The sequence below is a fragment of the Paraburkholderia sp. Tr-20389 genome (assembly GCF_017104565.1).
Classification (GTDB): domain Bacteria; phylum Pseudomonadota; class Gammaproteobacteria; order Burkholderiales; family Burkholderiaceae; genus Paraburkholderia.
The window spans coordinates 81,173-99,858 of record NZ_JAAGPD010000040.1; the positions used below are offsets into that span (position 1 = coordinate 81,173).

At 58.3% G+C, this 18,686-nt stretch carries 25 protein-coding genes and 2 tRNA genes; 22 read left to right on the plus strand and 5 right to left on the minus strand.

Translation table 11 applies throughout. The features are described 5' to 3' along the window. Positions 1-46: 46 nt before the first annotated feature. From G3N95_RS30215 to G3N95_RS30245, 7 genes are read left to right on the plus strand one after another with little or no spacing between them, the layout of a single operon-like run. A complete protein-coding gene (locus tag G3N95_RS30215; protein WP_346778424.1) occupies positions 47-997 on the plus strand; it encodes a hypothetical protein in 951 nt (316 codons plus the stop codon). A 5-nt stretch (positions 998-1,002) separates the two neighbouring features. Further along, positions 1,003-1,674 carry a phage baseplate assembly protein V gene (locus G3N95_RS30220; RefSeq protein ID WP_205973769.1) on the plus strand — a complete coding sequence of 224 codons (672 nt, stop codon included), beginning with the start codon at positions 1,003-1,005 and terminating at the stop codon, positions 1,672-1,674. Next, complete coding sequence (locus G3N95_RS30225; RefSeq protein ID WP_205973770.1) at positions 1,671-2,075, plus strand: phage tail protein; 405 nt, start codon at positions 1,671-1,673, stop codon at positions 2,073-2,075. Before G3N95_RS30220 ends, G3N95_RS30225 begins: the two co-directional genes overlap by 4 nt. Next, complete coding sequence (locus G3N95_RS30230) at positions 2,076-3,188, plus strand: baseplate J/gp47 family protein (protein WP_205973771.1); 1,113 nt, start codon at positions 2,076-2,078, stop codon at positions 3,186-3,188. After that, positions 3,188-3,856, plus strand: coding sequence for a hypothetical protein (locus G3N95_RS30235; protein ID WP_205973772.1), 669 nt, complete (start codon positions 3,188-3,190; stop codon positions 3,854-3,856). Before G3N95_RS30230 ends, G3N95_RS30235 begins: the two co-directional genes overlap by 1 nt. 60 nt (positions 3,857-3,916) lie before the next feature. Then, positions 3,917-5,689 carry a hypothetical protein gene (locus tag G3N95_RS30240; RefSeq protein ID WP_205973773.1) on the plus strand — a complete coding sequence of 591 codons (1,773 nt, stop codon included), beginning with the start codon at positions 3,917-3,919 and terminating at the stop codon, positions 5,687-5,689. Positions 5,690-5,700: 11 nt separating this feature from the next. Further along, positions 5,701-6,189 carry a hypothetical protein gene (locus tag G3N95_RS30245; RefSeq protein ID WP_205973774.1) on the plus strand — a complete coding sequence of 163 codons (489 nt, stop codon included), beginning with the start codon at positions 5,701-5,703 and terminating at the stop codon, positions 6,187-6,189. Positions 6,190-6,378: 189 nt separating this feature from the next. Here the strand turns inward: G3N95_RS30245 and G3N95_RS30250 are convergent, their stop codons facing one another. The 3 genes from G3N95_RS30250 to G3N95_RS30265 all read right to left on the minus strand — a co-directional run bounded on the left by G3N95_RS30250 (position 6,379) and on the right by G3N95_RS30265 (position 8,204). Continuing rightward, entirely contained in the window at positions 6,379-7,122 is a 744-nt protein-coding gene (locus G3N95_RS30250; RefSeq protein ID WP_241019034.1) for an SGNH/GDSL hydrolase family protein, read from the minus strand. Between the two features lie 102 nt (positions 7,123-7,224). Further along, positions 7,225-7,992, minus strand: coding sequence for a Bro-N domain-containing protein (locus G3N95_RS30260; protein ID WP_205973777.1), 768 nt, complete (start codon positions 7,990-7,992; stop codon positions 7,225-7,227). A gap of 53 nt (positions 7,993-8,045) precedes the next feature. Beyond that, complete coding sequence (locus G3N95_RS30265) at positions 8,046-8,204, minus strand: Arc family DNA-binding protein (RefSeq protein ID WP_205973778.1); 159 nt, start codon at positions 8,202-8,204, stop codon at positions 8,046-8,048. A 113-nt stretch (positions 8,205-8,317) separates the two neighbouring features. Between G3N95_RS30265 and G3N95_RS30270 the strand changes: the two genes are divergently transcribed. From G3N95_RS30270 to G3N95_RS30325, 12 genes are all read left to right on the plus strand, one after another. Further along, positions 8,318-8,770, plus strand: a complete 453-nt coding sequence (locus tag G3N95_RS30270; protein ID WP_205973779.1) for an Arc family DNA-binding protein — start codon at positions 8,318-8,320, stop codon at positions 8,768-8,770. A gap of 93 nt (positions 8,771-8,863) precedes the next feature. Further along, a complete protein-coding gene (locus G3N95_RS30275; protein ID WP_205973780.1) occupies positions 8,864-9,187 on the plus strand; it encodes a hypothetical protein in 324 nt (107 codons plus the stop codon). After that, the gene (locus tag G3N95_RS30280; RefSeq protein WP_205973781.1) at positions 9,184-9,813 is read left to right on the plus strand and encodes a glycoside hydrolase family 19 protein; all 630 of its coding nucleotides are present in this window, start codon (positions 9,184-9,186) and stop codon (positions 9,811-9,813) included. The genes G3N95_RS30275 and G3N95_RS30280 overlap by 4 nt, the downstream gene beginning before the upstream one ends. 63 nt (positions 9,814-9,876) lie before the next feature. Then, positions 9,877-10,275, plus strand: coding sequence for a hypothetical protein (locus G3N95_RS30285; RefSeq protein WP_205973782.1), 399 nt, complete (start codon positions 9,877-9,879; stop codon positions 10,273-10,275). A gap of 7 nt (positions 10,276-10,282) precedes the next feature. Further along, the gene (locus G3N95_RS30290; RefSeq protein WP_205973783.1) at positions 10,283-11,659 is read left to right on the plus strand and encodes an SGNH/GDSL hydrolase family protein; all 1,377 of its coding nucleotides are present in this window, start codon (positions 10,283-10,285) and stop codon (positions 11,657-11,659) included. Positions 11,660-11,712: 53 nt separating this feature from the next. Then, on the plus strand, positions 11,713-12,069 hold the full coding sequence (locus G3N95_RS30295; RefSeq protein WP_205973784.1) for an HNH endonuclease: 357 nt from the start codon (positions 11,713-11,715) through the stop codon (positions 12,067-12,069). 36 nt (positions 12,070-12,105) lie between these two features. Beyond that, a complete protein-coding gene (locus G3N95_RS30300; protein ID WP_205973785.1) occupies positions 12,106-12,399 on the plus strand; it encodes a hypothetical protein in 294 nt (97 codons plus the stop codon). Between the two features lie 183 nt (positions 12,400-12,582). Then, on the plus strand, positions 12,583-13,233 hold the full coding sequence (locus G3N95_RS30305) for a hypothetical protein (protein WP_205973786.1): 651 nt from the start codon (positions 12,583-12,585) through the stop codon (positions 13,231-13,233). Positions 13,234-13,272: 39 nt separating this feature from the next. Next, entirely contained in the window at positions 13,273-13,482 is a 210-nt protein-coding gene (locus tag G3N95_RS30310; RefSeq protein ID WP_205973787.1) for a hypothetical protein, read from the plus strand. Beyond that, positions 13,479-13,784 carry a hypothetical protein gene (locus tag G3N95_RS30315; RefSeq protein WP_205973788.1) on the plus strand — a complete coding sequence of 102 codons (306 nt, stop codon included), beginning with the start codon at positions 13,479-13,481 and terminating at the stop codon, positions 13,782-13,784. Before G3N95_RS30310 ends, G3N95_RS30315 begins: the two co-directional genes overlap by 4 nt. Positions 13,785-13,795: 11 nt before the next feature. Then, positions 13,796-14,239 carry a hypothetical protein gene (locus G3N95_RS30320; RefSeq protein ID WP_205973789.1) on the plus strand — a complete coding sequence of 148 codons (444 nt, stop codon included), beginning with the start codon at positions 13,796-13,798 and terminating at the stop codon, positions 14,237-14,239. Next, a complete protein-coding gene (locus tag G3N95_RS30325) occupies positions 14,239-14,970 on the plus strand; it encodes a hypothetical protein (protein WP_205973790.1) in 732 nt (243 codons plus the stop codon). The genes G3N95_RS30320 and G3N95_RS30325 overlap by 1 nt, the downstream gene beginning before the upstream one ends. A gap of 120 nt (positions 14,971-15,090) precedes the next feature. Here G3N95_RS30325 and G3N95_RS30330 read toward each other — a convergent pair whose 3' ends face one another. Further along, entirely contained in the window at positions 15,091-15,582 is a 492-nt protein-coding gene (locus tag G3N95_RS30330; protein ID WP_205973791.1) for an AP2 domain-containing protein, read from the minus strand. 481 nt (positions 15,583-16,063) lie between these two features. On the opposite strand from G3N95_RS30330, the gene G3N95_RS30335 reads away from it, so the two are divergent. Together G3N95_RS30335 and G3N95_RS30340 are read left to right on the plus strand one after the other, a co-directional pair. Further along, positions 16,064-16,150, plus strand: a tRNA-Leu gene (locus G3N95_RS30335). A gap of 185 nt (positions 16,151-16,335) precedes the next feature. Continuing rightward, positions 16,336-16,422, plus strand: a tRNA-Leu gene (locus G3N95_RS30340). 91 nt (positions 16,423-16,513) lie between these two features. Here the strand turns inward: G3N95_RS30340 and G3N95_RS30345 are convergent. Continuing rightward, the gene (locus tag G3N95_RS30345; protein WP_205973792.1) at positions 16,514-17,020 is read right to left on the minus strand and encodes a GNAT family N-acetyltransferase; all 507 of its coding nucleotides are present in this window, start codon (positions 17,018-17,020) and stop codon (positions 16,514-16,516) included. A gap of 313 nt (positions 17,021-17,333) precedes the next feature. On the opposite strand from G3N95_RS30345, the gene G3N95_RS30350 reads away from it, so the two are divergent. Beyond that, positions 17,334-18,557 carry an MFS transporter gene (locus tag G3N95_RS30350; protein WP_205973793.1) on the plus strand — a complete coding sequence of 408 codons (1,224 nt, stop codon included), beginning with the start codon at positions 17,334-17,336 and terminating at the stop codon, positions 18,555-18,557. Positions 18,558-18,686: the final 129 nt, after the last annotated feature.

Sequence of the window (18,686 nt, forward strand, 5' to 3'; positions counted from 1 at the left end):
GTTCCGCTGCTCTTTCGCTGGCGCGATGCTTCCGGATGACAGGAATGTGATCTGGTTCAGCGAGCAGCAGGACATGTTTGTCGAGTTGTTCATCGGCTTCCCGCAAGACCCGACGAACTTCTCGCCCTCCGATCTGCAAAGCTGGATTTACGGTCAGGTCGATCACATCGACATCGACCCGATCACGAATACGATCGAGGTTGATGGACGAGACCTGACGCGCGTCTTCATTGACGAAAAGACGACGCAGAAGTGGCCGAACCAGACGTCTAGCCAGATCGCGACGATGCTGGCGCAGAAGCACGGCCTAACTCCCGTCGTCACGGCTACGAAGACGACGGTCGGCAAGTACTACGAGATCGACCACGTCAACATGGCTGACGAGCGGTCGGAGTGGGACATCCTCAACTATCTGGCCGATCTGGAGGGGTTCAAGGTATGGGTGCGTGGACAGTCGCTGTACTTCCAGCCCGCTCCTGATCCCACGAAGACGACGCCCTACTCGATCGTCTATCAGGTGGCAACGACGGACTCAGGCCCGAAAGCCAATTTCGAGCGCCTGAAGATGAAGCGTGCGCTCACGGTCTCCCGCGGCATTCAGGTGAAGATTCGCAGCTGGAACAAGAAGTATGCGAAGGGCTTCTCGGTCTCTTACCCGTCGAATGTGAAGACGATCAAGGTCGGACAATCGTCGGTTGGCGCTGGCGGACAGATCTATTCGAAGACCATCCCGAACCTGACGCAAGACCAAGCGCTGCAGTACGCGCAGAAGTGGTACGGGCAACTCGTCGCCCATGAAATGCGACTGGAAGACCTCGAAATGCCCGGTGACAACGATCTCGATATCACGTCGATCATCGAATTTGGCGGGACCGGGACTGCATTCGATCAGCAGTACTTCCCGGACAACATCAGCCGGCGCATTTCGTTCGATGGCGGTTACGGCATGACCATCGCAGCCAAAAACCACGCTCCAGATTCCACGGTAATCGTATGAGAGGCATGAGCGCACTTGCGAATGCGATCCGCCAGCAGGCGCGCATGTCGCAGAACGACTACGCCCTGCCGCGGCACGCGACGATCAGCAGCTACGACGCATCGAATCACGCCGTCAAGGTCATCTTGCAGCCCATCGATCCCGAAATCGGCGAGCAGGAATCGAACTGGATGCCACTCGGCGCGATCGGGATTGGCAACGGCTGGGGCGTCGCTGTCGGCCCGCAGATCGGCGATCAGGTGATGGTCGTCTATGAAAACGGCGACTTCTCGTCGGGCTCGATCGTCGGGCGCTACTTCTCTGTGGCGCAGCAGGCGCCTGCCGTGCCGTCTGGCGAGATCTGGGCGCTGCATTCGACTGGCTCTTTCGTCAAGCTCGTCACCAATGGCGATATCAAGGTGAACGCAGCGGGAAACCTGACTGCGACGGTGGGCGGCAACATGACTTCGACAGTCACGGGCAACGCGAACATCACCGCATCAGGTAGTGCCACGCTGAAAGCGGCTTCGATCAAGTTGCAAAGCTCCGGCTCGGCGCTGCTCTCTCTGCTCAATAGCCTGTTCTCGCAGTGGGCATCGACACATGTCCATTCGAACGGTAACGGCGGCGCAAATACCGGCGCTCCGACTACGTCGCCTCCCGCTGCGGGGCAAACCTCCATCGTTCAAGCCGAATGACCATCGATTGCGACCACTATTACGGCCAGGATTTGAACGTCTCGCCGTCTGGCGATATTGCGCTGGCGAACCAATCGAAAACCGGCACGCAGCGCGTCTATCGACGATTGCTGACCAATCCCTCTCTGTCTGACACGGCCGGCAACCCGATCGCATCGCCCGACTACACCTGGCATCCGAATTACGGTGCCGGCATTCCGCGCAAGGTCGGCTCTCCGGGCAATGTTCCGGCGACCAGGGCACTCATCAAAGGCCAGATGCTGATCGAGAGTGCAGTCGCTCGTCAGCCTGCGCCCCAGATCGTCCTGACGCAAGTCAACAACGCCGTCAGCGCATCGATCAAGTACACCGACGCCAACACGGCGACCACGCAATTCGTCTCCTTTGACCTATCGACCTAAATGGCGAACATCAATACCCAGTCGTTCGGCGCGATCGTCACGAACTTCGCGACAGCCGTGCAAGGTGCTGCGTCGCAACTGGTCGACTTCACGATTGGCTCAGTGTTGCGGGCGATTGCGGAGGCTGTCGCGGGCGTCTGCCTGTGGATTCAGGGGCTGATTCTTCAACTGCTGTCGACAACTCGCCTTTCCACTTCCAGCGGGAACGATGTCGACACGTTCGTCGCCGACTTCGGGCTGACTCGCGAAGCGGCTGTTGCTGCGGTCGGGCAAGTAACGTTTTCTCGGTTCACCCCGACCAACGCCGCCACCATTCCCCTTGGATCGGTGGTGCAATCGGCTGACGGGACGCAGCCGTTCTCCGTTATTGCCGATACGACTCAGGCTTACTGGAATGCATCGGCCAACGCATACGTCATCCCTGCGGGCATAACGTCGGGAATTGTGACTGTACAGGCGCAAAACGCCGGCATTCAGGGCAACGTCAGCGCCGGCACTATCACGGCACTCGGCACTGCGATTCCAGGTATCGACTACGTCAGCAATGCAAATGCCTTCACCAGTGGTGTCAACGCCGAATCAGACGCCGCCCTCAAGTCTCGCTTTGCGCTCTACATTCAAGGTCTGCGGCAAGGCACCAAGTCTGCCGTAGCATCGGCGATCGCCGGGCTTCAGCAAGGGATTGAGTACACGCTGACCGAGAACCAGACGCTGGGAGGCGCAACTCAGTACGGGTTCTTCTATGTCGTCATCTCGCCCTTCAGCACTACCCTGCAAAACCAGGTGTATGCAGCGATCGACGCCATTCGACCGCTCAGCGTGACTTTCGCTGTGTACGGGGCAACAAATCTGACGGCGAATATTTCCGTCACCGTCACGGTATCGTCGGGCTACACGCACTCGGCAATCGCGACGGCTGTGCAATCGGCGCTGCAATCGTTCATCGCGACACTTCAGATCGGCCAGACGCTGTACTGGTCGCAACTCTACTCGGTTATCTACGCCGTCGCTGGCGTGCAGGAAGCGACCCTTCTGCAAATCAACAGCGGAACGTCTGATCTTGTCGCAACCTCCTCTCAGGCGATCGTAGCCGGAACGCTCACGGTGAATTGATGACCACGGGATCTCAAAGCGACATCGTTGTCCGACTCCAGCAGTATTTGCCGCGCGGATGGTTTGGTGATTTCAACAACGCACCGAACATCAACGCGGTTCTCCAAGGTGCTGCGTGGGGTTTGTCCACGCAGTACGCGCTGCTGACATTCGCCGCGCTGCAAACTCGTATAGCGACTGCGACGGGCGGCTGGCTCGATCTCATATCCAACGATTTTTTTGGAACGGCACTTCCTCGCCTGCAGAACGAATCGGACGGTGCATTTCGCGCGCGCATTCTGGCGAATCTCTTTGTGAAGGGCCCTACGCGTGGCGACATGTCGGCGGTTCTCACGCTGATTACGGGCCGCAAGCCCGACATCTTCGAGCCGAGCAACACCACGGATTCCGGCGGGTGGGATGGCGGCTTTTACTGGGACTCCGGCGTCGGTAGATGGGGCGCGCCGATGCCATATCAGAGTCTGGTAACAGCATATAGGCCAGCGACAAGCGCCCTGTCGCTTGGCGAACTCGATTCATTCCGATGGTCGTTCGACACGTACGGCGCGTGGTCCGATTCTCCCGTTACGTCAGTCACTGACGCCGCAATCATTGCCGCCGTCGAATCCACTCGAGCCGTTGGAACCGTGGTCTGGCTACGAATCACCAACGGACCAGTGACGCCCTGACCTCATCCATCGCACATCTACAAACCGCCTTCGGGCGGTTTTTTCGTTTACGGAGTCTGAATGGACCGCAGCACCATCTATACGGGTGAACAGGGCCGAAGCGTTGACTTTCTGTTCGCTCAACGCGCCACGATGATTGGCCTAGGCAAGTTGGCTCAAGCTGCATTGGGCAGCAACACCATCGTCCGCGGCCTCGCCGTGACTGCGAACTCCCCCGCAGCACTCAACGTGCTCGTTGGCATTGGCGAGATCTACACGCTGACCACTGTTGACGGGACTGCATGGGGTTCGCTGCCTGCCGATACGACGGACACGATCATCCAGCAAGGGCTGAACATGTCAGCCCAGACGATCTCGACCCCCGCTCCCGCTACCAGCGGTTACAGCATCGTCTATCTGATCGAAGCGCAATTCGTTCAGTCCGACACCAACAGCGCTGTCTTGCCTTACTACAACAGCGCGAATCCTCAAGTTCCGCTGAACGGCCAGGGTGGCAATGGTCAACCTCAAGCGACGCAACGCCAAGGTCTCGTCTCGATCCAGGCGAAGGCAGGCGTCGCTGCGCCTACCGGAACGCAAGTAGCGCCTTCAGTCGATGCCGGCTGGACCGCACTCGCTACCGTGACGGTAGCGAACGGCCAGTCGACGGTGACCTCGGGCAACATCGCAATCCCCGCTGGCGTCCCGCAAGTCTCGAGCCTCCTGCAGATGATGCAGACGGGCTCGTCCTCGTACGCTATCGACTCAAGCGCGAGCGCCAACACTGTCACGGTCTCACTAACGCCGCCCATCACGTCCTATGCGGACGGCCAGCCGATCAACTTTCAGGCTGCAAACACGAACACCGGCGCATGCACGATCAACGCTGGCGGCGGTAGCGTCTCGTTGACCGGCGCAAACGGCGCATTCCAGGGTGGTGAAATCGTCGCTGGCAAGTTCTATGAGGCAGTCTATCGCCAGAACTTGGGCCAAGTCGTCGTCATCGGCCAAAGCGGCGGCGCCCTCCAAGTCTCCCCCGCCACGCAGAGCCAGCATGCTCCGCAGATGGGGCAGGTAGGAGCACTTCAGTCGGTCACGGCCACTGTTGCGTCCAATGCTCTGACGGGAACGCTCAATGCGCCTACGCCACTGTCTTTCCGAAATCCAACGTTGACTAGTGGAGTTCCTGTTTCGGCGTTTATCGCATCGAATCTGTCATTGACCGTGCCGTCTGGAGCAACGCTCGGCACCGTGTCGGGTCAGGCAGCGCGTATCGTCTGGCTGGTCGCATACAACGGCGGCACACCGGCGCTCTGTGTCGTGAACCTCTCGGGCGGCGTCAACCTCGACGAAACGACGCTGATCAGCACGACTTCGATCGGTGCCGGCTCGACTGCGGCGAATGTAATCTATTCCAGCAGCGCGATCACAAGCTCACCGTTTCGCGTCGTCGGATTCTGCGACATCTCGGAAGCAACGGCAGGAACGTGGGCAACCGCTCCGACGACCGTTCAGGGGATTGGCGGCCAAGCGCTGGCGGCGCTCAGCAGTATCGGGTACGGGCAGGCGTGGCAGAACGTCGCAGGAAGCAGATCGCTTGGCACAACCTACTACAACACGACCGGAAAACCGATCGTCGTACACGTAAGCATTCAGTCAACCAGCACCAACGCAGGTCCGTCGGTCATAACGAGCGGACTGACAATAGTAGGATCGTCTTCCTCGGCCGCGAATACCGTTGGCTCGATTGATGTGATTATCCCTCCTGGTAGCCCATATCAGTCAAATATGCTCGTCGGCGGCTCCGTGAATAATAGCGGAGCCACCGTTACTGGCTGGTTCGAACTTCGTTAATTGGGTGAAGTATGTCTTATACCGATCAATATTTCATTGACAAATCGGGTGGACTCCATTTTCTGTCGGCGCAAGATCAGGAAAATGCAGTTGCTCAAGGCTTATCGCTTCCTGATCCGGATTGGATGGTGGCGACGGCCGATCAGGTGGACGCGGTCCAGAACCCACCCCTGTCCTTGCAGCAGAAGGCAGCGCAACTCTTGACTAGCGGACTGACAATCACCAGCGTGGGCACGCCATCGCTGAACGGAACGTATGCCGTCGATCAGTTGAGCCAGTCTGACATCATTGCGATCGAGACTGGCTTGAACGCAGGAAAGGGATTTCCGGGAGGCGCAACGACGTTCGGATATCAGGATGCATCTGGCGTGGCGCATGAGTTCAGCGAAGCCAGTTTCACCGACCTAGCGGCCGCTGTGCGCGACTTCGTGTACGCGATTCGCGCAGTCACTGCTGGTTCTTCGAGCCGCCTTCCGACGCCCACAGCTTCAATCGCATAGCAATCTGGCCTATCTCGCGGTCTGACGGTTGCTCTGGCAGTTCGACCCAATGCGTAACGCCGGGCGCACCCCAGTGGGGCGCCCGGATGCCGCGCGAGAATTCCTTGAACTCAGCGAGTTGAAGCTCGCCGTTTGAGATAACGGCATACACCTTGAATGCGGTCGGCTGTTCGATAGCCGAATTCCATCTCATTGAAGCGACCTCACAATCGGGGTTAAGACTTCCGCCTCCCGTTGCGCTTTTATCGCGTATAGCGCGTCGTTCGGATGAATGCCATCAGTAAGCATCGTTTGCCAAAGCGGGAGCGACTGGATATAACTATACTGCTGAACGATGGGTACGTTCATCTGCGTTGCAACATAGTCCATCATCGCAACGTATGGCCGAAGATCTGGCACAGACGAATCCGTCGTCGGATTTGGCTCTTCCAGAATCGCGATTCGACCAGCAGCGCGCACCGTAGCCACCCATTGCGTCAGATATTGCCCATACTGATCCGTCGTGTAGCTTCGCGCATCGTTGATGGCGAAGTTGCAGATCCAGATTTGCGCTTGGCTGTCGATTGGCAGGAAGGCTGCGAGCGTACGGATGTAAGGCGACAGGCCATTCAAAAGTTGATACGTGTTCGTGCCTGATAGCGCATTATTTTGGACCGTGATGCTGTCATTGCCAAGCGTCGCGCGCAATTGTGCTTGCAGCATGGCTGGTGCGCTGTTCGCTGTTACGGTGCCAACGCCATTAACAGTTTCATAGCCAGCCATCGTCGAATCGCCTTGCGCCGATATCGTCACCACATTGGGAGTGGCGGGAACCGTAGAAGCCGGTTGGACAGAAGCAGCTTGGGGTTGTGCGGTTGAGCCGCCACCCCCTCCGCATGCAGAAAGAATCATGGCGCAAATCGCACATGAGAATATCGTGGCAATCTTAAACATGATTCGGTCTTCCTTCGTCGCTATTGGATCTCTGGGCCACCGCACCCACATCGGTTGCCGCCGATCGTGAGCGCACCTGCTAAATTCGCCTTCTTCTGAGTTTCATGCCGCCTTCTTGGGTGGCGTGAGCGCTTCAAGCACATCCGCCGACCACTTCACTTGCGGGACCGGCGCGCCGCTTCCGTGCTTCTTGCCGGTATCGAAGATCCGTGAAAATCTTCTGCCTGCTTCTGTCGGCTCCCACTTGTCGCCAGGTTTCGTCTGCAATCCAGCTTCAGACAGCAACAGATTCATATTCCGCGCCGACGTGCCGCATCTTCTGCCCAGTTCGGTCGGCGTGAAGTAGAGCGATTCCTGATTCGACGCCTCAATGTGCGTGCGACCCATTAGCTGAAGCACGTTCGCTCCCGAAACGGTTTGCACCGCCTGGTTCGCGCTGATCGCTGCAGCTTGTCGGTCACAGCCAATCAGCACCGCGATCTCGAAGAACGGCTGAAAGAGCCTCACTGCATCGTGAAGTTCGCCAGCCTTCGGCGTGGAATAGGAGCCCGTCTTACGGATGGCTGGCAAAACCTCGCTAGTCACCCAGCGTTTAAATCTTCTCGCTTCGTCCTTCGTGCTTCCGAGTATCAGCGCATAGAGACCCGACTCGTTGATGTGGTTGCTGGCTTGAGCGCGGCCCATTGCGTCGATGATGTCGCGTTTTGCGACGTCATCTTCATGGACATGTTTTGCGATTGCGTCGCGAGCGTTTGAATACGCCAACGCTGCGCAAACGTCGTTGGCGCAAAACCACGGCTCGCCGCTCTCATCCTTTTGGATTCTGATGGCGAATGATTCGAAGTTGAAAGGGATGATAAGATTCGTCACGTTGTTTCCTTAGTTGGGTTTCGACGTCAAGGCTCCGAGTGATCCGTCCAAGATCAAGCGCTCGGGGCCTTTCCTTTTTCTTCAGCCTGCTTTTCCTTTATCAGCTCAATCAACTGGCCGTTCATCGACCTGTTGCGCTGCTGCGAATACTCTTTGAACCAATCGCGGAGATCGCCAGGCATGCGCATTTGAATCTTTGCTTCGTTCTTCATCGGTGCTCCTTCTGCCCTCAAATCTGAGGCAGTGGTTGTGAGTATAGGGTGCCATCAAATCTGAGGCAAGCAGTTTTTGCCATTTTTTTGAAGGCAGGCGGTACAATGCCGCCATGGCAAAGCAAGACGACTACACGAAAACGGCGCTCCGACTACCGCGCGAGCTTCACCAGAAGCTTACGGACGCGGCGTCAGAGCGCGGGCACTCCTTGAACACGGAGATGGTCTACCGGCTCGGCGCATCCTTCGATGGCGGCGAAGACTCCGATCGGCAAATCGAAATCAATGCCATCCTGAAAGGGTTACGGGACACGATTGCTGAGGTGGCTCGAAACGACAACGAGCGTGACGATGCTGTTCGTGCAATGGGGCGCGATCTGCATCTGCTCTGTCGTGAGGCGATGCCCCTAATCGATGATGAGCACCAGTTATTGAATGTTTTGCATATGCTGGCCGCCGTTGGCGCTGCAATGCAGGCGGGCGACATCACGGATGCACAGGGCCAGTTGAGAGCGCTGTACTACCTAGCCTCAAAAATCGCCGCGATCAAACCAGCAAACGAATAACGAAGCCGCCCAAAGAGGCGGCTTTTTTACGACCACTACCAACCGCCTACGGGCGGTTTTTTCATTTCTCCGGGGCTACTTTTGGAACAAGACATGATCTCCATGCCCGATGACGACTTCAGAAAGCACGTCGTCGATCGACTCAACGCCCAGGATGCAGCGATTCAGGAAAACACAACGCTCACAAAGAGCATCGCTGCCGACACCGCATTCATGCGCGAGGCATGGAAAGACGGCATCGCGACGGTGCGGTTTTTCTGTCGACTCGCCGCGGCGTGGCGGTTTCTGTTGAAACAGGTTGTCGTGCCGGTTGGCCTGCCTGCGACGTTCATCTACGCACTGGTCTACTACTCCAGCCACGGCCACATGCCTGACTGGCTCGAATCCGGATACAAGCTACTGAAGGTCTTGCTATGAACCTGACAGCGCAGATCGTCGCTGCCGGTTGCGGTGCGACGCTTCTGCGCTCGGCGCAGTGGGTCAGCCCGCTTCAAGCCACCTGCGACAAGTACTTCATCAATACCCCGCTTCGTGTGGCTGCCTTCCTCGCGCAATGTGGCGTCGAATCCGCACGCCTCACTGCCCTCTCCGAGAACCTGAACTACAGCGCGACCGGCCTACTCACCACGTTCCCGAAGTACTTCAACGCAGTCGAAGCCGCGCAGTACGAACGCCAGCCGCAACGCATCGCGAATCGCGTCTATGCGAACCGTTATGGCAATGGAAATGAGGCGAGTGGTGACGGTTTCAGATTTCGTGGCCGCGGCTTGCTGCAAGTGACATTCAAAGACAACTACGCCGCATGCGGTAAGGCGATTGCATTACCTCTCACCGATCACCCGGAATTGCTCGAACAACCGTGCAATGCAGCGCTCGCTGCGGGCTGGTATTGGGACTCGCGCGATCTAAACAAGCTGGCTGATGCTGGCAAGTTCGAAGGCATCACGCGCGCTATAAACGGTGGGTTGAATGGGTATTCGGAGCGTCTTGCTCTGTATTCCGCCGCGAAACGCGCACTGGGAATTCAGCCGCAAAACGGATAAAGCCGGTTTACCCGAATAACAGCTATGCCCGCCTCGAGCGGGCTTTTTCATTTCTGGATGCATATGGCCGACACAGTCGTTTTCCAGATAGACGGCGGATCGGACTGGTACAAGGAAATCACGCTCAAGAACGACGACGGAACGCTGCTGAATCTCGCCGGCTGTCAGGCGCATATGCAGGTTCGGCCGACGTCTCAGAGTCAGACGGTTCTCCTTGACCTATCCACCGCTGAGAACTCGCTTCAAATCGACGCAACCACTGCGACGATTTCATGGAATATCCCAGCGACCCAGACTGCGACGTTTCAGCCCCAGGCCGGCATGCCGCTTTCACCCACGCTTGATCCGACGACTTCTACATTTGGCGTCTTCGATCTGCTCGTGAAGTTTCCGGGCGGACAAATCACCTCCTTCCTGTCGGGCCAGGTTGTTCTGAAGCTCGGCGTAACACATCCTTTCTGAGGACTCTATGACTGTAGTCGTAGTCAATACGCCTGGTCCGCAAGGGGCTCCGGGCGCACAGGGCGTTCCCGGTCCGCAAGGTGCGCCCGGCACGAACGGCACCAATGGAACGAATGGGGCTCCGGGCGCTACAGGCGCGACTGGCCCACAAGGACTTCAAGGGCCGCGCGGCGACACGCGACGTATCACAGGTCAGCGCTGTTACTTCGATGCACCGAGCGGTCAGGCTCAAGGTCCGACCCAAGGCAACATCAAAATTGGCGTGACCATTCCTGCTGGTGCGACCGATCTGCAGGTTGTTCTGTCGAATGCGTGGGGCAGCGAAACCGCGCCAGGCACGAACACGATCACGTATTCGGGCTATTGGGAATATCCGGCTGGCACCTTCACGCAGATCACGTGGGCTGGCGCGACGTCGGTAACTATCGCTGTCGCGGCGCAAGTGACCAGCGACGCTGCGACGAATCTCGTTGTGCCTCCTGGCGCATCTGCGAACCTTCGCCTGTTCATTACGTGTCCTGCGGGTGGCGTGTTCCCGTATGCAATGTACGCGGCTGATACCGGTTGCGGCTATATCGAAGACACGGGCGCGACGGGCAATCAATCGAATAACGCATCGTTCACGTATCCGCAGCCCAACGCGTATATGCCTTCGCCGACTGCGATCATCGGCGTTCCGTTGCTGCCGGTGAAGTCGTTTGCGTTCCTCGGCGATTCCATCACGCGCGGCACTGGCGATGGTCAAGACGGAGGCTGGGCTATCCGGATGCTCGGCGGTGGTCAATCGACTACGCATAGCTACGTCAACCTTGGCGTCGGCGGCGAACTCGCAACGACGGGCTTTATCCCGCATCACGGTTTGCGTCGTGGTGGATACAAATTCGCCGATGTGATCTGCACGAACTACGGCACGAACGACATTTTCTCGCGCGCGCAGACGTTCGTTCAGATGCAGGCCAATCTGATCGCGTCCTGGTGGGCGATGGCGGGCACTGGCGCAGATGTCTATCAAGGCACGCTGCTGCCGCGCACGTCGTCAACCGATGGCTGGAGTTCTCCGGGCGGTCAGACGCCGATCGCCGGTTTCGAGCCGGGCGGGACGCGCTCGCAACTCAACGCATGGATTCGCGCCGGCGCGCCGATGGTGAATGGCGTTGGCGTTGCCGTGGGCACGTCAGGCGCTGTCGTCGCAGGACAGGCTATGCATCCGCTCAAAGGCTATTTTGAAATGGGCGATGCAGTCGAAACCGTACGTGATTCTGGGCTCTGGAAGACAACCGGCAGCGTCAACGGCTGGACGTCAGATGGCATCCATCCAGGCGGTCTGAACGGCCAGGGCGCTGCGGCAATCGCAACTCTCGCAGCGACGTTCCTGCCGGTCTGACGCATCCCCACTTAGAACTCAGCCGCCTTCGGGCGGTTTTTTCGTTTACGGAAATGCCCCTCATCAAACACCTCGTCGATGCTGCGCAAGGCAAGCATCCGGTAACGCACGCTCGCTCGGGCCATTGGCCGACCGTCCGCAAGCAGCACCTGGCACTACACCCAGTTTGCGAACTTTGCGGCGGCTCGGAAGGCCTCGAGGTGCATCACGTGCGTCCTTTCCATCTGCATCCCGATCTCGAACTCGATCCATCTAATCTCATCACGCTCTGCGAAGCGAAGAAAGGCGGCATCAATTGCCATCTCGCCTTCGGACATCTCGGCTCGTACAAGAGCTTCAACGTCGACGTTCGCGAGGACGCCACACATTGGAGCCAAAAGATAAAGCAGCGTCCGCTCTCGGACAGCTAGCCAAGACCATCACGGGATAACACCTCTGGAGTTTTCATGGCAAACGTCATTGTCACCGTAGCAACGCAACAACAGGCCTTCCCCGCTGGCACCGCTGCAGCCGGCATCGTTATCACGCTCGTCGGCGCATCCGTCGCGCCTCAGCATATTTCTGCCGCGCCCTACTCCGCTTCGTTCTCCGATGTCGCACCTGGCACTTACACGGCATCGGCTCAGGCTGTCGACGCGAATGGCAATCCGCTCGGCGCTGCTGCTGTATCGGCTGAATTCACCATCGCCGCTCCGGTCATGGTCGACGTTCCGCAGACCGTTTCCGTGACGGTGCAGTGATGCGCTGGCTGCTGGCGTTCTTCTGTCGTCGGCGCGTGAAGGCAGATGTGCCAGTGGCCTTCCACGTCCGCATATTGAAATAATTCGTTATCCGGATTAAATAGGCGTAAAATAGCGAGAGCCGGTCAGTGCGTCAACACTGGGCCGGCCCTCTAACCCCCATCCATGTAAGGAGCATGAACGATGGCTGATCGCAATCCTACGCCCATTGGCGAAAAATTCAACCTTCTCACCATCGTCGGTGAGCCAGAGTATATCCCCGGAAGGCCGCGTCGGGTGACGGTGCAATGCGACTGCGGAACTATCAAAGACGTTCCACTTAGGGACATCAAGACCGGGAATACGAAATCATGTGGGTGCCTAAAGTTCGCTCCGGCGATATTCAATCAGACGCATGGTCACGCCAAACGCGGAGCTCACTCGCGGGAGTATGACATCTGGATAAGCATGAAGTCCCGGTGCACTCGTCCCACATCTCAGCGGTGGGAGCAATATGGCGGCCGAGGAATTCGGGTATGCGAGCGTTGGATGACTTCTTTTGAAGCATTCTTCGAAGACATGGGGAAGTGCCCGGATGGACTTTCTCTGGATCGCGAGGATGTCAATGGTAACTACGAGCCCGGTAATTGCCGGTGGGCGGACGACGAGACGCAGCGCAACAACCGCCGCAACAACCGCGTGATCGAATACCAAGGGGAGTCTATGACGTTAGCACAATGGTCGAGAAAACTCGGGCTCAATGAAAATATCATTGAAAAGCGCCTGAAGAGAAACTGGCCAATTGACCGAGCATTTTCCCAACCAGCTAGGCCTCCCAGGTATAAACGCACTTAAACAAACCCCGCTTCGGCGGGGTTTTTTATTGGAGTAACCATGAATATCTATCTCAAGGTCGTGTGCTACGCGGCACTCATGGGCGTGTGGGGCGTATTCGCCTTCTGCGGCAAAACCGATGTAGGCGGCTTCATCGAAGCAATCGGTGCCGCCTTGGCTGCGCTTGGAGCAATTCACGCCGTGGCATCGAACAAAGCCCAGCCTCCTGCAGCAAATGGCCCCGCGCCGACTCAGGTTGTGAGCGAATGATCCGCGCCGCCCTGCTGGCTCTTGCCCTCTCTGGCTGTGCGGGGCAGGCCGCATACGACATCCGTCCGTTCTACGACGAAGCATCGAAGCAAGTCCTGTGTTGTGCCGCTTCGATCACGAACGGCAAGGACATCTCGAGCGTCAATGTCCACGTCCAGAAGACGGCTGACGGCTACACGCTGGACTTCTCCGAGACCGGAGTCGGTGCCACTGCCCCGATAACCGCTCAATCGCAAGCCACTACCGCGGTCGCTGGCGCAGTCTCGAGCGCTGCTGCCGCCGCAATCAAACTCGCTCCCTAAAGGTCATCACAATGCGTAAATTCATGCCCTTGCTGGCAGGCGCAGCCCTGTCCGCTTGTGTCGTTGTACTCTCCGGCTGCCCGTCGACACCCACTCTCACGTTCCCGCAACAAGTCGCTATCGCTTGCGGCGCGGCAAACGGTGAAATTGCCATTCTCAAGGCTGACGGCGTTTTCACTGGCGGCGCTGCCGACACGCTATCGAAGACGGTTCAACCCGATCTCGAAAAGGTCTGTGCTGTCGGCGCGACGATCACGAGAGCTGATCTGCAAACGATCGTCAATGCGACGCTTCCGCTCGTGAAGTCGTTCGTCGACGAATCAGCGCTGCCGCAGGACAAGAAGAACGTGGCCGACGCGGCGATTGATTCTGGCGTGCTGGCGTTCAATATCGCGATCAGCCTTGCGCCGACAGTCGCTGCCTCGGCACCTGTCGCAGCATCGGCGGTGCAGTAATGGACTTCGGGCCGATTCTCGACGCGGCTCGACGCGCGCAGGCCGCGTACATCATGGATGCGGCGCAGTCTAAGGCCGCGTTCGAAGCGCTCGGGCATACGTTCATCAGCCAGTTCAAGGATCACGACTCGCAGGCTGTGCTGTCTGTCGGCCCGGATGGCAAGACGTATTTCAGCCTGGCCGGCACGCGCGCATCGGATTTGCAGATCGGCGATATCGTCGATGATATCGACCTGTCGCCAGTCAGCGTCGCCAAGGGCGCCAACGTCACACGCGGTCCTCACGATAGCGCCAAGGAGTTATATGCATGGGCCCTTGCGACGTGCCCCGCCGGGACCATGCTGAATATCTGCGGGCATTCCCTTGCGGCCAGTAGGACGCACCTGGCTCCGCTGTTTGTCCCTTCTGCGCAGATCGGCACTCTGCATTCGTTCGCTGCGCCCAAGTTTGCCGATGCCGGGTATTACGCGACGTATGCGCATCAGTTGACGAACATGGTCTGCGTCGTAAATGGGGCCGATGGATGGTGTTCGTGGCCCTGGTTTGACCGACGCTGGCAGGCTAGACCATTGGTCCAGCACATATGGCTCAAGGACGATCACGGCACGTTTGCCATGATCGACGGCAACAAGTGGCCGGGTGGGTGGCGGTTCAGCGACCACGACATGGACAACTATGAAGCCCGCATCGGAAAGATAGCGTGCATGTCGGACATCAAGCCTGCTGCCTGATACCTGAATCAGGTAATTCCGTACCTCATCGCAGTTTCACAGTGCCGAGGCTGTTTTTTGCTTTAACAGCCCCGGCACTGTATCCCCTCCGAATACCTCGGAGCGTTACGCTCTGACGGCCTATGCTGCCTTCTTCTCTCCGAAGTTGGCAAACTCCCCATTCAGTTCCTGTGCAGCCTTGCAGTACGCTGCGTGCGCCTCTTCCGGCGCTTTGAATCCGCCTAGATATTTTCTTTTCCCGCCAATTCTGATTTGGGCGTACCAGCATTTGTCGGCCTTGCTCCACGAAACCCCTTTGAATCCGGAAGTATTATTGGCGGCCAACCGACTGTTGCTCCGATTCTGTCCAGCAGTAGCGATGCGGATATTTTCGCGGCGATTATCTGTTCGGTACCCGTTCTTGTGATCGCCCTTCCTCGAATCCCCGAATTCAAGACCAAGCAATTCCCTGTGCATGAAAATCGTCGTTGATTTTCCCACCTTGATTGGATGCGCCGCTTTTCGGCAAGCATATCCTTCATGGTCGGCGTGCCATTTGAACTGTGACAACCATTCAAAATCCTCGTCGTCGACCAGCGCGACGAGTCCTTTTGTCAGAGGAATCTCTCTCAAGCGTCTCTCCGGGTGTGATTGTTTCCTCACGGTGCCAATTTGGTGCCATGGCTCCACAAAGAAAACCTAACCCGTTGATTTCAAATGCGCTTTACCGAGGTACTGATTCCATCGATGATTGTTCTCGTTGCGTGGACGTCGGCGGGTGGTTGACGCGGCTCTATCTGAACTTGAACTGCAACTGCGCTCGTGACTGCAACTGCTCTTTCGCTGACGACAACCGCGCGGCCCGTAATGCGGCGTTGAGTGCGACCAACGGCCCGTCATCCGTGCGACAGGCCCATGCGTCGTGCCAGCATGCGTGCTACTCCGGAGGATTCTAACACCCGTCCTGCCCGCCACGCGCCGCCTGGCGGGCGATTGCGCGATGCGCGCGGCGCGCGTTCGGGGCCGTGGCGGGTGTCGCAAGAATGTTTTCGCGAAACGCTTGACACGCTTCTTCGACCCGCTATAATCTCGGTCTCTGCTTCAAACGCACCTTGCCCAGGTGGCGGAATTGGTAGACGCACTAGGTTCAGGTCCTAGCGGTGGCAACACCGTGGAGGTTCGAGTCCTCTCTTGGGCACCAAGATTCAAATGAAAGCCGCCTTCGGGCGGTTTTTCATTGTAGTGAGAGCAATTGCAGTCACGCAGTACCGGTTGATCGTGAGTCATTTGATGCGCGAACAACCAGGCGAAAAGATGAAGTGTTTTTCGAAATACCGATTGACACGCAGAATCTTCTCGCTAAAATAGCGGTCTAGCTTGAGACGTGCCCAGGTGGCGGAATTGGTAGACGCACTAGGTTCAGGTCCTAGCGGTGGCAACACCGTGGAGGTTCGAGTCCTCTCCTGGGCACCACTCTCTTAAGCAAACAAATCACCCTGCAAAGCGATTCGCCTGCAGGGTTTTTTGTTTGTGGCGTCCGGTTCTATTTCTCCTTTGCTGCGCTTCAACACAGGTCGTCGCGTGACAGGCGGAACCGCACATAGCCGTTCGCCATCCCTTCCCGCTTCATCCCGAGTTTCTCCGCCACGTGTTGCGACGCGCCGTTTCCCTCGGCGATGCCCGCAATGACGGACTCCACTCCCACCGTGCCGAACGCATGCGCAACGACAATGCGCGCTGCTTCGCTTGCGATCCCTCGACCCCACGCATCGCGCACGAGCCGCCAGCCAATTTCGATTTCCGGCCCGCGTGCATCTTCGGGAATCAACAGCACCCAGCCGACGAAGCGCGCCGGCGCAACGCGCTCGACGATCGACCAGTAGCCCAGTCCATCCGGATACGCACGCGTAATGCGATCGACGACGAAGCGCCGATGCGCATCCGCGTCATGCCACGGACCATCGACGTAACGCGTGACCTCGGGATCGCGATCCATCGCGATGCAATCATCGAGATCGGCGAGCGTGCGTGGCCGCAAATACAGGCGTGGCGATTCGAAAAACGGCAGCAAAAGTTATTCCCGATAATTACGAATAACAAACCGGTGTCGATCAAAAATACTACATTGATTACATTAACCAGACATTAACTCCGCATTCGATTCCGCTTATCCAGGATTAGCACTGATAAAGCGCGCTGTTTCATGCAGCCGCTTAATCGTCGGCGTACACTCTTTCGAGCCTCCCGCTATGGGGCGCGGCGTGCAGCGCCATGTGTCGTCGAACGGAATGGCCGGCACGGTTAATCGGAGACAGCAGCAGCCAGTCGCATGAGACGGGAGTCAGGCAGTGATCCTGACTCCGGATCACAGGAGAACAATTGAAATGAACTGGACTCGGGAACAAAGAAACGTCACGATCGCCGCCTATTTAGGCTGGACGCTCGACGCATTCGATTTCTTTCTGATGGTTTTCGTTCTGAAAGATATCGCGAGCGAATTCGGCACCGATATCAAAGCCGTTTCATTCGCCATCATGCTGACCCTGATGATGCGGCCCGTCGGCGCCCTCATCTTCGGCTTTCTTGCCGACAAGTTCGGCCGCCGTCCCACGCTGATGATCAACATCGCGTGCTTCTCGCTGCTCGAACTGCTGTCCGGCCTCTCGCCGAATCTCACCACGCTGCTGATACTGCGCGCCCTCTTCGGCATCGCGATGGGCGGCGAATGGGGCGTCGGCGGCGCGCTGACGATGGAAACCGTGCCGCCCAAGGCGCGCGGCTTCGTGTCGGGTCTGTTGCAGGCGGGCTATCCGAGCGGCTATCTGCTCGCCGGGCTAGTGTTCGGCCAGCTGTATCAGTACATCGGCTGGCGCGGGATGTTCTTCGTCGGCGTGCTGCCCGCGCTGCTCGTGCTCTACATCCGCGCCCACGTGCCCGAATCGCCTGCGTTCAAGACGCTCGAAAAACGCACGCGCCCGGGCCTCGTCGCGACGCTCAAGCAGAACTGGGTGCTGTCCGTCTACGCGATCATCCTGATGACAGCGTTCAATTTCTTCTCGCACGGCTCGCAGGATCTGTATCCGACCTTCCTGCGCGTCCAGCACAACTTCGACGCGCACGCGGTGCAGTGGATCACGATCACGCTGAACGTCGGCGCGATCGTCGGCGGGCTGTTCTTCGGCGCGCTGTCGGAGAAGATCGGCCGCCGGCGCGCGATCTGCATCTCTGCGCTGATTGCGCTGCCCGTGCTGCCGCTGTGGGCGTTCTCGTCGACGCCCGTGCTGCTCGCCGCCGGCGCGTTTCTGATGCAGATTTCGGTGCAAGGCGCATGGGGCGTGATTCCCGTGCATCTGAACGAGATCTCGCCCGATGAGATCCGCGCGACCTTCCCAGGGCTCGTGTACCAGTTGGGCAATCTGATCGCGTCGGTGAACGGGCCGTTGCAGGCGGGCGTCGCCGAAGCGCACGGCAACGACTACGCGACCGTGATGGCCGTCGTGATCGGCATCGTGGCCATCGTGATCGCGGTGTTCATCCTGTTCAGCCGCGAACGACGCGGCATCGACATGACGCAATCCGCCGAACAGGTCACGGCGACGGTTCACTGAGCGCTGGCACAAGGGGCGCCGCAGCGCCCCGCCCATGCAGTAGAAAAAGGCCGCTCCGATCCGTTTCGAAGCGGCCTTTTTCACGCCCGCCATCTGCGCGAAGGCAGACGGTCAGGCGCTTTTTAGAGG

Bases quoted from the DNA above. Each gene is read 5' to 3' on its own strand.
- G3N95_RS30305 (WP_205973786.1), top strand. From the start codon at position 12,583: ATGGCTGATCGCAATCCTACGCCCATTGGCGAAAAATTCAACCTTCTC.
- G3N95_RS30265 (WP_205973778.1), bottom strand. From the start codon at position 8,204: ATGAAGAACGAAGCAAAGATTCAAATGCGCATGCCTGGCGATCTCCGC.
- G3N95_RS30230 (WP_205973771.1), top strand. From the start codon at position 2,076: ATGGCGAACATCAATACCCAGTCGTTCGGCGCGATCGTCACGAACTTC.
- G3N95_RS30235 (WP_205973772.1), top strand. From the start codon at position 3,188: ATGACCACGGGATCTCAAAGCGACATCGTTGTCCGACTCCAGCAGTAT.
- G3N95_RS30325 (WP_205973790.1), top strand. From the start codon at position 14,239: ATGGACTTCGGGCCGATTCTCGACGCGGCTCGACGCGCGCAGGCCGCG.
- G3N95_RS30285 (WP_205973782.1), top strand. From the start codon at position 9,877: ATGGCCGACACAGTCGTTTTCCAGATAGACGGCGGATCGGACTGGTAC.
- G3N95_RS30320 (WP_205973789.1), top strand. From the start codon at position 13,796: ATGCGTAAATTCATGCCCTTGCTGGCAGGCGCAGCCCTGTCCGCTTGT.
- G3N95_RS30310 (WP_205973787.1), top strand. From the start codon at position 13,273: ATGAATATCTATCTCAAGGTCGTGTGCTACGCGGCACTCATGGGCGTG.
- G3N95_RS30280 (WP_205973781.1), top strand. From the start codon at position 9,184: ATGAACCTGACAGCGCAGATCGTCGCTGCCGGTTGCGGTGCGACGCTT.
- G3N95_RS30295 (WP_205973784.1), top strand. From the start codon at position 11,713: ATGCCCCTCATCAAACACCTCGTCGATGCTGCGCAAGGCAAGCATCCG.
- G3N95_RS30225 (WP_205973770.1), top strand. From the start codon at position 1,671: ATGACCATCGATTGCGACCACTATTACGGCCAGGATTTGAACGTCTCG.
- G3N95_RS30350 (WP_205973793.1), top strand. From the start codon at position 17,334: ATGAACTGGACTCGGGAACAAAGAAACGTCACGATCGCCGCCTATTTA.
- G3N95_RS30275 (WP_205973780.1), top strand. From the start codon at position 8,864: ATGATCTCCATGCCCGATGACGACTTCAGAAAGCACGTCGTCGATCGA.
- G3N95_RS30270 (WP_205973779.1), top strand. From the start codon at position 8,318: ATGGCAAAGCAAGACGACTACACGAAAACGGCGCTCCGACTACCGCGC.
- G3N95_RS30240 (WP_205973773.1), top strand. From the start codon at position 3,917: ATGGACCGCAGCACCATCTATACGGGTGAACAGGGCCGAAGCGTTGAC.
- G3N95_RS30245 (WP_205973774.1), top strand. From the start codon at position 5,701: ATGTCTTATACCGATCAATATTTCATTGACAAATCGGGTGGACTCCAT.
- G3N95_RS30315 (WP_205973788.1), top strand. From the start codon at position 13,479: ATGATCCGCGCCGCCCTGCTGGCTCTTGCCCTCTCTGGCTGTGCGGGG.
- G3N95_RS30300 (WP_205973785.1), top strand. From the start codon at position 12,106: ATGGCAAACGTCATTGTCACCGTAGCAACGCAACAACAGGCCTTCCCC.
- G3N95_RS30250 (WP_241019034.1), bottom strand. From the start codon at position 7,122: ATGTTTAAGATTGCCACGATATTCTCATGTGCGATTTGCGCCATGATT.
- G3N95_RS30220 (WP_205973769.1), top strand. From the start codon at position 1,003: ATGAGCGCACTTGCGAATGCGATCCGCCAGCAGGCGCGCATGTCGCAG.
- G3N95_RS30290 (WP_205973783.1), top strand. From the start codon at position 10,283: ATGACTGTAGTCGTAGTCAATACGCCTGGTCCGCAAGGGGCTCCGGGC.